Here is a 13,734-nt window from a genome sequence, read left to right on the forward strand (position 1 = left end):
CCAGGAGCCCCCGTGACGATCACCTCTCCCCACCTCGGCAGTTCGCAGGCGTGGACAGACGCCCAGCTGCTGTATGCCCTGGAAGAGGTGGTGGAGAAGGAGCTCAACCGCCATCTCAAGGTCGCCAAGGACTGGATGCCCCACGAGTACGTGCCGTTCTCGGACGGCCGGAACTTCCCGGGCATCTTCGAGGACGGCGAGGCCTGGCAGGCCGACCAGTCCAAGGTCTCCGACATCGGCAAGATCGCACTGGTCGTGAACCTGCTGACCGAGGACAACCTCCCCAGCTACCACCACGAGATCGCCTCCCTCTTCGGCCGTGACGGCGCCTGGGGCACCTGGGTGCACCGCTGGACCGCCGAGGAGGGCCGGCACGGCATCGTGATGCGCGACTACCTGCTCACCTCGCGCGCGGTCGACCCGGACAAGCTGGAGCAGTTCCGGATGGCGCACATGGCGGAGGGCTTCGAGTCCGACAACCGCCACTCGATGCTGCACTCCGTGGCGTACGTCGCCTTCCAGGAGCTCGCGACCCGCGTCTCGCACCGCAACACCGGTCACCAGTCGGGCGATCCCGTCTGCGACCGCATGCTGGCGCGCATCGCCACCGACGAGAACCTGCACATGGTCTTCTACCGCAACCTGCTCGGTGCGGCCTTCGAACTCGCCCCGGATCTGACGATGCAGGCCGTGCGCGACGTCGTGGTCAACTTCCGGATGCCCGGCCACGGAATGCCCGGCTTCGAGCGGGCCGCCGCGCAGATGGCGATCGGCGAGATCTACAACATGCGGATCCACCACGACGACGTGATCCAGCCCGTGCTGCGCTACCTGAAGGTCCTGGACATCGACGGGCTCGGCCCGGACGGGCTGAAGGCGCAGGAGGAGCTGGGGCTGTACCTGGGCGGCCTGGACAGCGAGGCGGCCAAGTTCGACGAGAAGCTGGCCGCGCGCAAGGCGCGGATGGCCGCCCGCGCAGGCGCCTGACCCGCGCCCTCACAGCTCACCGACGGCCCACGAGCCCGCTCACTCGTGGGCCGTCACCTCTGCGTAGGCGGCGTCGCGTACGTCGGGGACCGGATGCTGGCGCAGCAGCCTCAGCTGGGTGCGCCAGGGCCCGGTCCACGCGGTGCGGGCGCCGCCTGTCGCGGTGAGCGCGGCGGCGAACAGCCCTTCCGCGGTGTCTCCGGTCGCGCCGAGCCGGGCGGCGACGGTGAGCAGGGTGTCGGTGTCTCCGATGCCGTTCCGGTGTGCGTACGTGATCCGGGTGGCGAGCGTCTGCGCGGTACGGGAGGCGAGCACGGGCCGCCCCTCGTGCAGGCGGGCCAACCGGACCAGCGCCGAGTGCAGCGGGTCCGGACCCGCGTCCAGGTCCAGCGCGTGGGCGAGGAGTACGGCAGCCTGCGGTACGAAACCCCGGTGCGCCGCGAGGATGTCGGCGGCGGCGGTACGTTCCGCCCGGAACGTTTCGGGGTGCGTCACGGCCCGTGCGGTCAACAGGTTCACGACGTGATCGATCCGCTGCCGCGCGGGCCGGTCCCGTTCGGATCCCGCCTCGTCGGCGGTGTCGGTGGTGGCCAGTGTCCGTAGCGCCCGGTTCAGTTCACCGGCCGCCTCCGGCGCCGCGGAGGCCGCGCCGGTCAGCGCGACGGCGGCGGACTGCCAGCCCCGACGGCGGTCCAGGTCGGTGAGGGCGTCGACGAGCACCGCGCATGCCCCGGGCGCCCACGGCACCCAGCGAGCCAGCGCCTGGTGGGCGAGCGCGGCCACGTCCTCGTCGTCGGTGGCGCACACCTGCTGCACTAGGCGCGCGTAACGCGGCCGGTACGACTCGGGCAACTCTGCCGGACCCACCTGCAGTACCGCGGTCCGCAGTACCCGGCCGCCGGTTGCCGCGTCCGCCATCACCTCCCACATCCGCTCGTCACCGAGCAGTTCCGTACCGAAGGCCACGCAGGCCGCACGGACATCCGGGTGCTGGCCGGGCAGTGCGTACGCCTCGGCGAGGACGCCCGCCGCCTCACCGGCCGGCAGCCGGGTCGCGGCTAGCCGCACGACCTCCTTGCGGCTGGTGACCTTGCCCGTGCCCGGCGCCACCCGCTCCCGCAGCAGGGGACCCAGCCGTGACGGTCGGACGTGACGCGAGACGCGGCTCGCCGCGTACACCGCGACCCGGGCCCGCTCGTCTCCGCTGTGCGCGAGCAGTTCGGGCAAGACGTCCGCGGGCCGGTCGGTCCGGGCGAGTGCGGCGAGTGCCGCCTCGGCAAGGAGCACATCGGACGAACCGGTCCAGCGGCTCAGCGCCTCCGCCCCCGACCCCGGAACCTCGGCCAGCTGTCCGATCGCCGCCGCCCGTGCGTACAGCGGCAGTTTCCCGTCCTGCGCCGACTGCTCCAGTGCGCGGGCGGCGGCCCGCATCTGACGTGGCACCCAGCGGCGCACCTCGCGCCCGACCGGCACGGTCCACGGCGTGGCGTAGTTGAGGAACCGTCCGTACGGCGGGGTGTCGCCGAGGAACCGGTCGAGCAGATCGGTGCGCCGCCGGGTGAGGACGGACAGAACGGCGGGGAGCACGGCCGCCGACGGCTCACGGGCGAGGATTCGTTCGACGCGGACGTCCCGGTCCGCCCGCGGCTGCAGCCAGAGTTCGACGGCGGCCCGCGAGGTGGAACCGGTCCCGAAGCGCACGGCCTGCCACAGCAGTTCCTGCAGGTCCTCCATGGCGGCCGCGCGGCGGCCCACCGCCCGGGTGAGGGAAAGAACGAGCTCGTAGTCGGACTTCTCGGCGCCCGCCTCCAGCCAGGGCCTCAGCGCCTCGAAGACCGTGTGCTCCTGGCCGCGCCGCAGGGTGCGGTCGAGCCGGCCGAGGTCGGCGCCGCCGGTGTTCCCGGAGAGCCTGGTCAGCGTGCGCAGCGCCCAGCTGACCAGGGCGCGCTGTCTGGTGGCCGTGTGGGTGCGCAGCACGGCGACGGCGAGGGAGCTCAGTGTTCCGCGGGTGTACGGGGAGGAGTCGCGGGCCTCGACGGCGTCGGCGACCAGCCGGTCCAACTGCGGTTCCACGTCGTCGGTGAGCAGGGCGGGCGGGACGGCGAGGAGCGCGTGCAGCGCGGCGGACCGGACGGGGTCCTGTTCGTTGCGCAGCCTCGCCATGTCGTCCAGGACGACGGCGACGGCGGCCGGGTCGCCGGAGCGTCCGGCGTTGCGTATCAGCAGTGGCCAGGCTTCGGCCCGGTCGTCCGCGGCAGACCGCCGGGTGGCGGCGAGCAGCTTCTCCCGCACCTCACCGACGGGCAGATACGACTCCGCCAGCAGCACGGTGGACCACGGGGCGCCACGGTCCCGCGCGCGCTCCGCCATCCGCCGGGCTTGTTCCACCACGGAGGTACGGGGCAGCCCATCGAGCAGCGTGGCGTCGACGGTGACGCGCGAGCCGTCGCCCTGCCCGTCGACGACCGCGGTGTGGAAGGCTCCACGGCGGCCCGGTGGGAGCGCCTCGATCAGCCGGTTCTGCTCGGAGAACCCGGCCATCGCACGGCCCAGCTCCACAAGGAGTTCCTCCGGCACCGTGTCTGCGAGGCGGCGGAGCACGGTGCGGGTGAGAGCGCCACTGCGACGGATCGCGAAACCCTGGTGGCCGAGCAACAGCCGTGCGAAACGCACGGGGTCGGCGGCGACCAGGATGCCGAGTCGGCGGTGCAGGGGTGCGGGCAGTCGTGACGGTCCGTAGCGTTCGAGCAGGTCGAGGACCCGCTCCGGACAGTGCGTGACGGCGGAGGCGATCCCTCGGTCGTGCCCGTACCACTGCCACCATCCGTCACGCGTTGTCTCCGGCTTGGCGGCCAGTTCGCGTTCTGCGGTGTCGAGGAGCGGGCCCGGGTGGCGGCGGGCCAACGCGGACCAGCGGGACACCGCGTGGAAGAGCTCCGGCAGCAGACGGGTCACGGTCCCGGCGGAGCAGCCCGGCAGCAGACGGGCCGCCTCGGCGTCGCCCCAGGTGGTGCGCAGCCCGTCGACCAGCCGGTCGGCGAGAGCGGTGCGATGCCCGTCCACGACGGCGCGCAGCAGTCTGCGGCGCACGGCTTCGGAGGCATCGACGAGTGCCGCCTCGTAGGCCGTGTCCGGTACGCCGAGGCTGTGCGCGACCCGCAGGGCGTGGCCCTGCACGAAGGTGTCCTCGTCCGCGAGGTGAGCGGCGATCCACTCAGCGTCCCGGCCGACGGCCGCGGCGATGACGGCAAGGCCCCGCTCGTACGGTCCCCGTCGCTCCAGTTCCGCCAGGACCGGGCGGAGCTCGCCGTCGGCGGCCAGCCTGCGTGCCCGCACGGCGAGTTCACGCATGCGCTGCGGGTACGGGAGCGGATCGAGGGCGTCCAGGAGAGCTTTCACCATGCGGCGATTGTGCCTTCCGGTATCGAAGTGCCACGAGCGTCCCGGTGAACACCGCGGATGACGGCGCCGTCGGCGTGCACTCCGGCGTGCGGCAACGGAATCACCTTGCCGCTCGAACGGGCGTCCTTCCGCAGACAGTGCGGAAGCGACTGCCTATGCGCCGCATCCACGCATCGGGGAGATCCTAACCAGCTGTCACCCGTGCGTCCTCACGAATTATTTCGGCTGCCCGCTCGGCGATAGCCACCGTGGGCGCATGCGTGTGTCCGCGGGTGATGCGTGGCATCACCGAGGCGTCGACCACCCGCAGCCCCGACACGCCACGCACCCGCAGCCGGGGGTCGGTCACCGACTCCGGGTCCTCACCCATCCGGCAGGTGCCGACCGGATGGTAGAGCGTCTCGGCTCCGGTACGGATCGCCTCGGCGAGGCGCGCGTCGTCGACCGGACCGGGGTACGGGCCCATCGGACCCGAGGTGTGCGCGGCCAGGGGCGCGGCGGCGAACAGGGACTCGGCGCGGCGGACTCCGGCGATCATGCGCTGCAGGTCCGGCTCGGCGGTCAGATAGCCGGGGTCGATGCGGACGCCCGGGGCGCCGTCGGCGTTCTCACCGGTGTCCGGGTCCAGGGTGATGCGGCCGGCGCTCTCGGGCTGGAGCAGGACCACGCCGATGGTGATGCCGTGTTCGGTCGGGGCGGTCAGACCGTGGTTGATGAACGGAGCCGGGGCGAATATCAGTTCCAGGTCGGGGGCGGCGAGTTCCGGGGTGGAGCGGATGAACGCGACCGCTTCGGCGAGGTTCGAGGTGAGGGGCCCACGACGCGCGAGCAGGAAGCGGCCGACATTGGCGAGACTGTCGGCTCCGGTCATGGTCACCGGCTGCGGGCAATGCACGGTCACGGCGAAGGACAGATGGTCCTGGAGGTGGCAGCCCACGTCCGGGGATGCGGCGCGCACCTCGATGCCGGACGCGCGCAGCTGGTCCGGGTCGCCGATGCCGGAGCGAAGGAGCAGCTGCGGTGATCCGATGGCTCCGGCGCTGAGGATGACCTCGCGGCGTGCGGTGAGCGTGGCCGCGCCGTCGCCGCGTTCGGTGACGACGCCGATGACGCGGGTGGAGTCGTCGGCAGCGAAGGCCAGGCTGCGGATGCGCGTTCCGGTGAGGATGTCGAGGTTGGCCCGGCGTCCGGCCGGTTTGAGGTAGCCGTCGGCGGCACTCCAGCGGCGGCCCCGGTGGACGCTGACCGGGGTGAGGGCACTGCCACTGTGGTCGGGGGCGTTCAGCTCGGGCAGGAAGGGCAGACCTTCCAGCGAGCAGGCGTCGAGGAAGGCGGCCGTCAGTGGACTGGGGGCACGGGGCGGCGAGATGAAGAGGGGACCCTCGGTGCCGTACACGGTGCCGTCGCCGGTCGGGCCGGTCCACCGCTCCGCTCGGCGGAAGTACCGCACGAGCGCGTCGTGGGACCAGTCCGCACCGGCGGACCCGCCCCAGGCGTCGTAGTCGTCGCGGTGCCCGCGCACCCACATCATGGCGTTGATCGACGAGCATCCGCCGAGGGTGTGACCCCGGGGCCAGTACAGCTCCCGGCCGCCGAGGGCCGGTTGCTCCACCGTACTGAAGTCCCAGTCGTACGCGGTCTTGAACAGCTTCGGGAAGGCGGCCGGAATCCGGATCTCCGGCTTGCGGTCACGCCCGCCGGACTCGACGAGCGCGACACGGACCGTGGGGTCCTCGGAGAGTCGGGCGGCCAGCACACAGCCGGCCGATCCTGCCCCGACGACGATGTAGTCGTACTCGCTCAACTCGGCTCCCCCTGGACTGTGGACTCAGGAACACGCAGGGCCGAATTGTGGCATGCACAGGGGAAGTTCAGGCCCGATCGCGCTCAACTCTGCGCAGTCGTTCCCGCTCCTTCTCCGAGAGGCCGCCCCAGACGCCGAACCGCTCGTCGTTGTCGAGGGCGTACTCCAGGCAGGCCTCCCGGCCCTCGCAGGCGTTGCACAACTGCTTGGCCTCACGCGTGGAGCTGCCGGGGGCAGGGAAGAAGAATTCGGGTCCCGCTTGCGCGCACAGCGCTGTCTCCTGCCAGGCGAGCGCAGGGCCGGTCACGGTGTTGATCAGCATGGCGGACACAGTGCCCGGTTGCGATAAACGACTGATCAACGACGCATCAATGCGGGGGCTCGTACGCACTCCGGTCAGCTGCCCGGCGACTCGGCGCTCTTGATCACCGCGAAGTGCGCACCGTACGGATCGGCGACGTTGGCGAGCTTGCCCACGCCGGGCATGTCCAGGGGTTCCAGCGTCAGCCTGCCGCCCAGCCGCTCGACGTCCGCGACCGCGTCATCGCAGTCGTCGACTTCGAAGTACGGCAGCCAGTGCGGCCCCAGAACGGCCTGGGTCGGAACGGCGTTGACGGGTACGAGCCCGCCGAAGCCGGCCTCCTCGCCGCCGCCCTCGGTGCGGATCACCGTGTAGGAACCGCCGCCGCCGGGGTACGGCGTCTGGGCGGTGTCCCACCCGAAGACAGCGCGGTAGAACGCGGCGGCCGCGGGCACGTCCGGCGTGTACAGCTCGGCCCAGCAGAGCGTGCGCGCAACACCCACCGCGCCCAGACCCGGGACCTTCTTCGGCTGCCAGGCCCCGAAGTACGCCCCGCCCCGGTCGGTGAAACCCCCCATCCGGCCGAAGTCGAGGATGTCCATCGGCGGGAAGGGCACCGCGCCACGGGCCTGCTCGACCGACTTCGCGGTGGCATCGACGTCAGGCGTCCGGAAGTAGACCGACCAGGACGACTTCGCCTGCTCCGGCGGAACGCTCATCGCCCCCGCGACCGACTTCCCGTCCAGCATGAACATCCCGTATCCGCCGGTCTCGGGACCGCCGGGCACGAATTCCCAGCCGAAGAGGCCTCGGTAGAAGGCGGTGGCCCCATCGACGTCGGGCGTGCCGAGATCGAGCCAGTTGGGGGATCCGGTGACAAAATCGGTGGTGAGCATCGCGCGGCTCCTTCAGCGAGTCCCGTACCTGTACTGCAGCGGCATCTCCTGACCTTCCGAGTCTTGCACCGGGCACCGACAACTGCGGTCCGCGCAACGCCGGAATCCATTGCACCGGGGCACGGCCCTCATATGCGCGCGGTTCCCTCCCTCGGAACCGGCACGCCGATGACCCAGGCCCCGGCCTGTGCGCGCGCCCTGGAGGTTCTGCTGCTCTCCCCGACCGAACGCCGCCCGCACCCTGACCCTGCGCCGTCCCAGCCCCGCCCGGCCGTCCCTGTCATCGGCCCGTGGCACGATATGTCTCACTCGGGCAGGTGTCGGGCGAGGCGGCAGCGGGGCTGCGCGGACAGAGGAACGTACATGACAGAGGCCGGGGAGACGGATTCCGGGGCTCCGAGGGGGAAGGCCGCCCGGGAGTTGCTCGCGCGCGCCGAGCAGTTGCTCGGCGCGGCGCGTGCGTTGCTGTCCGATCACACCCGCGCCGTCGAGGCCATACACGCCGAACTCACCCCGATCCTCGACTCGCTGATCCGCCGCGAGCTGGCCGCCATCCCGGTCTCCCGGCTCAAGGACGTCACCGAAGGCCGGTTGCGCATCGGCGCGGTCGAGCAGGCCGGTTACACCACCGTCGGCCAGGTCCACGAGGCCAACCGGTACGAGCTCCGTCAGATCCCCGGCGTCGGTGCGCAGACCGCCGACCAGGTGCTGGCCGCCGCCGGGCAGATCGCCCACGCGGTCCGGGACACGGTCGCCGTCCGTATCGATGTGGAAGCGCCGGACAAGTCCACCACCGCCCTGATCACAGCCCTGCACCGACTGGTCGAGGCCGGACCGGACGTCCGGCGGGCGGTGGACGCGGCGCGACGGCTCGTCGGCCGGCTGGAGCCGCTGCTGGCGGAGGCCGGCCCGGCCCGCGGCCGGCTGCGCATGCTGTTCTCCGGTCGGCAGGCCCGCGCGACGGCGCTCGCCGGCGTCGCATCCGTACGGGCCGTCGTCGCGGACGCGGCGGAGCGCGGACTTCCGCTGCTGTTCGGGCAGGTGTCGGTCGATCTGCTGCGTGCCCCGGAGTCCGACGTCGCGGCCTGGGTCGACTTCGAGCTGCGTTCCGCCGAGTACTACAGCCTGCTCGCCGAGGTGTCGGGCACCGGCCCCGACCGGCATGCCGCCGAGGGGTTCCTCCCCTCCGGGATCGCGGACCGGGTGCGCGGGGTGCGGCTCGACGACGCGCACCTGCGGGTCTCGCTGCGCGGCTACCAGTCGTTCGGCGCCCGCTTCGCGCTCGCGCAGAAGCGGGTGATTCTCGGCGACGAGATGGGGCTCGGCAAGACCGTGCAGGCCATCGCCGCACTCGCGCATCTCTCGGCGCGGGGCGAGACGCACTTCCTGGTGGTGTGCCCGGCGAGCGTGCTGATCAACTGGGCACGGGAGGTCCGGGCCCGCTCCACGCTGCGAGTCCTGCCGGTGCACGGCCCCGAGCGGCAGGAGGCGTTCGCCGAGTGGCACGAGCGGGGCGGCGTCGCCCTCACCACGTTCGACGCTCTGCACACCCTGCCGGCCGCCCGGGACGGCGGGAGGCGGCCCGGCATGCTGGTCGTCGACGAGGCCCACTACGTCAAGAACCCGGCCACCCGCCGCTCGCGCGCGGTGTCCGGCTGGGCGGGCCACACCGAACGGGTGCTCTTCCTGACCGGTACGCCGATGGAGAACCGCGTCGAGGAGTTCCGCAGCCTGGTCCGCCATCTCCAGCCCGAACTGGCCCCGTCCATCAGCACCACTCATGGGGTCGCGGGTTCGCACGCCTTTCGCAGAGCCGTCGCACCCGCCTATCTGCGCCGCAACCAGGAGGACGTGCTGACCGAACTCCCGGCGCTGGTGCAGGTCGACGAGTGGGAGGAGTTCAGTGAGGGAGATCTCGCCGTCTACCGCGAGGCGGTCGCCGCCGGGCAGTTCATGCGGATGCGCCGGGCGGCGTATGCGCGCCCCGAGACCTCGGCGAAGCTGAACCGCCTGCGTGAGCTCGTCACGGAGGCCGCAGGCAACGGACTCAAGGTCGTCGTGTTCTCGTACTTCCGCGAGGTGCTCGCAGCGGTCCAAGAGGTCCTGGAGAAGGGCGCGTTCGGACCGGTCTCCGGGAACGTCCCGGCCACCCGGCGGCAGGAGCTGATCGACGAGTTCAGTGCGGTGGACGGCCATGCGGTCCTGCTCAGCCAGATCCAGGCAGGGGGCGTCGGCCTGAACATGCAGGCCGCATCTGTGGTCATCCTCTGCGAGCCGCAGATCAAGCCGACGATGGAGCACCAGGCCGTGGCCCGCGCCCACCGGATGGGACAGATACGCACGGTCCAGGTCCACCGGCTGCTCGCGACGGACAGTGTGGACCAGCGCATGCTGGACATCCTGGCCCGCAAGGAGAGGCTGTTCGACGCGTACGCGCGGCGCAGCGATGTCGCCGAGACGACACCGGACGCCGTGGACGTGTCGGAGAGAAGCCTGGCCCGGCGCATCGTCGAGGAGGAACAGCTGCGCCTCGCGACGGGCGCGACCGGAGGCTGACCCTCAGGACTTGTCGGCCTTCGGCGGGTCGGTCTTCATGCCGTGCATCTCATGCATGTCGTGCGGGTCGTAGCCCGGGACCGTGCCGTCCGCCTTGGCGACCAGCAGCAGCCCGGCCATGCCCATGTCGGAGTGGCTCTGCACATGGCAGTGGTACATCCAGGCTCCCGCGCCCACATGTTCGCCGGCGATGACCTGGAAGCCGAAGGAGTCCGCCGGGCCGACGATCTTCGTGTCGATGACCCGGCTCGGGTCGTCGGGGCCGGTGAGCAGGCCCGTACGGTTGTCAGCCCAGCGGTGTCCGTGGACATGGAACGTGTGGTAGTACTCGCCGTGCGTGATCATGACGACTTCGAGCCGGTCCCCCACGGTGGCCTCGAAGTTGGGGCTCTCGGTCGCCGGCTTGTTGTTGATCGTCATGTCGTTGAAGACGATGGTGATCGTCTTGTCCGGCAGGATGTCGCCCTTGCGCCGGACGATCACCGGACCGTACAGGCCCTTACGGATGCCGCCCGAGCCGTGGTCCGTCCCGACGACATGGTCGTGGTAATGCCAGTAGCCCGCACTGCCCGGCTGCCAGGTGCCGTCCTTCCTGCGGCCCGGCGCATGGGTGCGCCAGGTGTAGGTGCGCGTGCCACCCGGCTCGACGATGCTCTTGTTCATTCGGGTGCCGTCGCTCGCGATGTCGTAGTCGACGCCGTGCGCGTGGAGGCTGGCGGCCACATCCATGGTGTTCTCGAACTCGATGTGCAGGGTGTCGCCCTCGTTGATCTCGATGAGCGGCCCCGGGACCGTTGCCTTGCCCTTCTCGAATCCGTAGCCCATCCGACCGTCCGCCAGTTTCTCCGCGTACAGCTTGAGATGGCGGACCACGCCGCCCGCCGGAGCGGTTCTCGGCGGGGGCTCCGCCGAACTGGCCTCGATCGTTCCGACCGACAACGATGTCACTCCGGTCGCCGCCGCGACCCCGCCGCCCACCAGGAACCGGCGATTGAAGCTCCTTCGATCCATGTCGAACTCCCGACTGTCATAAGGGTATTTGCGGAGGTTTCCAGAGACCGGCGGGGCGTATGTGACCCCCGGGACGGGCCATACGGTAGCCCGGGGATCTTCGTTTATCCACACTAAGGACAAAGTTCGTGCCATTCCCGCTATAGCTATTGGCGAGTCGCAAAAAGAGGTCTAGCTTCATCGGCTGTTGCAGTGACTCCATGCTGTTGCAGTGACCAAAGAGGGGTGGGTGACCACATGCAGCGCACACCACATCACCGGTCCAGATCACGACGAGGACTCGCGGCGGCCGTGGCGGCCGGCGCACTGACCGTCTCATTACTCGGCCAGAACGCAGCCGATGCGAAACCTCAGCCGGTGGACACGCAGTCGATGGCGACAACGTTGTCCCTGCCGTCTCCACCCGGCGGAGTCAACGTGAAGGTGCTCGTCTTCCACGCTTCGGCGACCGACGAGTCCCCGACCGTCGACGCGGGTATCGCGGCCATCGAGAAGATCGGGCTCACCGGCCCGGAGGCCGGGCGGTTCAAGACCGTTGCGACCGACGATCCGGCCGTCTTCACCAACGGCAAGCAGCTCGGCAGGTACAACGCCGTCGTCTTCCTGACCGGCGGCGGCGATGTCCTCGATCCGGAGCAGGAGGCAGGTCTGGAGGCGTACATGGAGGCCGGCGGCGGCTTCCTCGGCATCCATGACGCGGCACGCACCGAACCGTACTCGGACTGGTTCACCGGCCTCGTCGGCGCCCGTCCGGCAGCCGACAGCCCAACCGACGTACAGCGGGCCACCGTTGAGATCGGGGACCGGCAGCACCCGGCGACGAAGAACCTGCCGCTGGAGTGGAAGCGCCCCGACAGGTGGCTGAACTGGACGAAGAACCCGTCCGGCGACGTGCACACCGTCGCCCGCGTCCGCGAGATCACGTACAAGCCGGGGGCCGGCGCCAACGGCTGGGACCACCCGGTGTCCTGGTGCCGCGACTACGACGGCGGCCGGTCCTTCTACACCGCGATGGGCGGTACGGTCGACAGCTTCGCGGAGACGGACTTCCGCGACCATCTGCGCGGCGCACTCGCCTGGACGACCCGGATCTCGCGGGCCGACTGCAAGGCGACGATCACCTCCAACTACAAGGCGGAGCGGGTCACCCAGCCCAATCAGCCCGGCCAGAACGACCAGATCGGTGAGCCGCACGGGCTGGTCGTCGCGCCCGACGGACGGTCGCTGTACATCGGGCGCGGTGGCGCCGACAGCAGCAAGCCGGTGGTCACCGACTGGAACGACCCGAACATCGGCAAGGGCCTGGGCCAGATCCATGTCTACGACCCGAAGACCAAGAAGGTCACCCTCGCCGGAGAGCTGACGGTCTTCGGGAACAAGGGCGGCGGTGACGAGCTGGTCAAGGTCGAGGAGGGCCTGCTCGGGATCGAGCTGGACCCGGACTTCGAGACCAACGGCTGGGTGTATCTGCACTACACGCCCCACTCGAAGATCGACCGCGACAAGCAGATGGCGGTGCGACAGGTATCCCGGTTCACCCTGGACCTGGCCACGAACAAGCTGGATCTCTCGTCCGAGAAGGTGCTGCTGCACTGGCCGGTCCAGATCCACAGCTGCTGCCACGCGGGCGGCGGGATGGCCTGGGACTCCAAGGGCAATCTGTACATCGCGACCGGGGACAACAACTCCTCCGGCTTCAGCGACGGTTACTCCGGCAACAACCCGGCGCCGAACTACAAGGGCGTGTCCTTCGCAGATGCCCGGCGCACCGCGGGCAACACGAACAACCTCAACGGGAAGATCCTGCGGATCCACCCCGAGGACGACGGCACGTACACACTGCCCGAGGGCAATCTCTTCACCGGCAAGGAGCCTGACGAGGGCGGCGGCAAGACCCGCGGCGAGATCTATGTGATGGGCGTGCGCAACCCGGCCCGGATCTCCGTCGACAAGACCACCGACACCCTGTACGCGGGCTGGGTCGGCCCCGACGCGGGCGCGCCGAGCACCACGTGGGGTCCGGCGAAGTACGACACGTTCTCCGCGATCACCAAGGCGGGCAACCACGGCTGGCCGTACTGCATGGGCAACAAGCAGCCGTACCGGGACCGCAATCTGCCGGACCCGAGCAAGCCGCTCGGCTGGTACGACTGCGACCATCCCAGGAACGAGTCGCCGAACAACGACGGTCTGGTGAATCTGCCGCCGATCACGTCCAATACCATCTGGTACTCACCGCAGGGCGGTGGTGTGGACTACCCGCGCGACGCGAACGGCATCCCGAGCTACAAGGTGGAGGAGCAGAAGCAGCTGCTGCCGTGGCTCAAGGGCGGTGGCCAGGCGACGATGAACGGCCCGGTCTACCGGTACGACGCGGCGAGCACCAGCGCCGACAAGTGGCCGTCGTACTGGGACGGCAAGTGGTTCGTCGGTGACTTCTACGACGACACGCAGCCGCGGCATGCCGTGCTCACCGACCCGAAGACGGTCGGCAAGGGCGGTCTGCCCACCCACGCCGAGTCCCTGAAGAAGATCATCCCGGTCGGGGCGGACGGCATCCGCAACCTCATGGACTGGAAGTTCGCCCCGGACGGTTCGCTGTACGTCCTGGACTACGGGCGCGGCTTCTTCACCTCCGACTCCAAGTCCGCGCTCTGGCGTGTGACGTACAAGGGCGGCGAGCCGACCCCGGCCGCCTCGGATCTCGCCAGGAAGGCGGCAGTGCAGTGAGCCACCGTTCGTTCTTCGCGCGACCTCGTTACCGTCCGGCCCGCTTG

At 70.4% G+C, this 13,734-nt stretch carries 8 protein-coding genes; 3 read left to right on the top strand and 5 right to left on the bottom strand.

Annotation, left to right across the window (positions count from 1 at the left end):
• The first annotated feature begins 12 nt into the window (after positions 1–12).
• Positions 13–987 carry an acyl-ACP desaturase gene (locus tag ACFYP5_RS22510; RefSeq protein ID WP_389038806.1) on the top strand — a complete coding sequence of 325 codons (975 nt, stop codon included), beginning with the start codon at positions 13–15 and terminating at the stop codon, positions 985–987.
• Between the two features lie 39 nt (positions 988–1,026).
• On the opposite strand, the gene ACFYP5_RS22515 is transcribed toward ACFYP5_RS22510, so the two are convergent.
• The 4 genes from ACFYP5_RS22515 to ACFYP5_RS22530 form a co-directional block, all read right to left on the bottom strand.
• Positions 1,027–4,389 (bottom strand): hypothetical protein, encoded by a 3,363-nt coding sequence (locus ACFYP5_RS22515; RefSeq protein WP_389038808.1) that lies wholly within the window; start codon positions 4,387–4,389, stop codon positions 1,027–1,029.
• Positions 4,390–4,573: 184 nt separating this feature from the next.
• Positions 4,574–6,193, bottom strand: a complete 1,620-nt coding sequence (locus ACFYP5_RS22520; protein WP_389038811.1) for a GMC family oxidoreductase — start codon at positions 6,191–6,193, stop codon at positions 4,574–4,576.
• A gap of 67 nt (positions 6,194–6,260) precedes the next feature.
• On the bottom strand, positions 6,261–6,515 hold the full coding sequence (locus tag ACFYP5_RS22525; RefSeq protein WP_389038814.1) for a WhiB family transcriptional regulator: 255 nt from the start codon (positions 6,513–6,515) through the stop codon (positions 6,261–6,263).
• A gap of 74 nt (positions 6,516–6,589) precedes the next feature.
• Positions 6,590–7,390, bottom strand: coding sequence for a VOC family protein (locus ACFYP5_RS22530; protein ID WP_389038817.1), 801 nt, complete (start codon positions 7,388–7,390; stop codon positions 6,590–6,592).
• Positions 7,391–7,753: 363 nt separating this feature from the next.
• Here ACFYP5_RS22530 and ACFYP5_RS22535 point away from each other — a divergent pair, with 363 nt between their 5' ends.
• The gene (locus tag ACFYP5_RS22535; protein WP_389038819.1) at positions 7,754–9,946 is read left to right on the top strand and encodes a DEAD/DEAH box helicase; all 2,193 of its coding nucleotides are present in this window, start codon (positions 7,754–7,756) and stop codon (positions 9,944–9,946) included.
• A gap of 3 nt (positions 9,947–9,949) precedes the next feature.
• Here the strand turns inward: ACFYP5_RS22535 and ACFYP5_RS22540 are convergent, their stop codons facing one another.
• Positions 9,950–10,957: a multicopper oxidase domain-containing protein gene (locus ACFYP5_RS22540; RefSeq protein ID WP_389038822.1), complete on the bottom strand. Its 1,008-nt coding sequence runs from the start codon at positions 10,955–10,957 to the stop codon at positions 9,950–9,952.
• Positions 10,958–11,194: 237 nt separating this feature from the next.
• Between ACFYP5_RS22540 and ACFYP5_RS22545 the strand changes: the two genes are divergently transcribed.
• A complete protein-coding gene (locus tag ACFYP5_RS22545) occupies positions 11,195–13,687 on the top strand; it encodes a ThuA domain-containing protein (protein ID WP_389038825.1) in 2,493 nt (830 codons plus the stop codon).
• Positions 13,688–13,734: the final 47 nt, after the last annotated feature.

Origin of the sequence: Streptomyces sp. NPDC005262 (genome assembly GCF_042872425.1) — a bacterium.
Classification (GTDB): Bacteria; Actinomycetota; Actinomycetes; order Streptomycetales; family Streptomycetaceae; genus Streptomyces.

What these genes read in the sequence shown, in the direction of transcription:
- ACFYP5_RS22515 (WP_389038808.1), bottom strand. Translation starts at nt 4,389, where the DNA reads ATGGTGAAAGCTCTCCTGGACGCCCTCGATCCGCTCCCGTACCCGCAG.
- ACFYP5_RS22525 (WP_389038814.1), bottom strand. Translation starts at nt 6,515, where the DNA reads ATGCTGATCAACACCGTGACCGGCCCTGCGCTCGCCTGGCAGGAGACA.
- ACFYP5_RS22530 (WP_389038817.1), bottom strand. Translation starts at nt 7,390, where the DNA reads ATGCTCACCACCGATTTTGTCACCGGATCCCCCAACTGGCTCGATCTC.
- ACFYP5_RS22535 (WP_389038819.1), top strand. Translation starts at nt 7,754, where the DNA reads ATGACAGAGGCCGGGGAGACGGATTCCGGGGCTCCGAGGGGGAAGGCC.
- ACFYP5_RS22540 (WP_389038822.1), bottom strand. Translation starts at nt 10,957, where the DNA reads ATGGATCGAAGGAGCTTCAATCGCCGGTTCCTGGTGGGCGGCGGGGTC.
- ACFYP5_RS22545 (WP_389038825.1), top strand. Translation starts at nt 11,195, where the DNA reads ATGCAGCGCACACCACATCACCGGTCCAGATCACGACGAGGACTCGCG.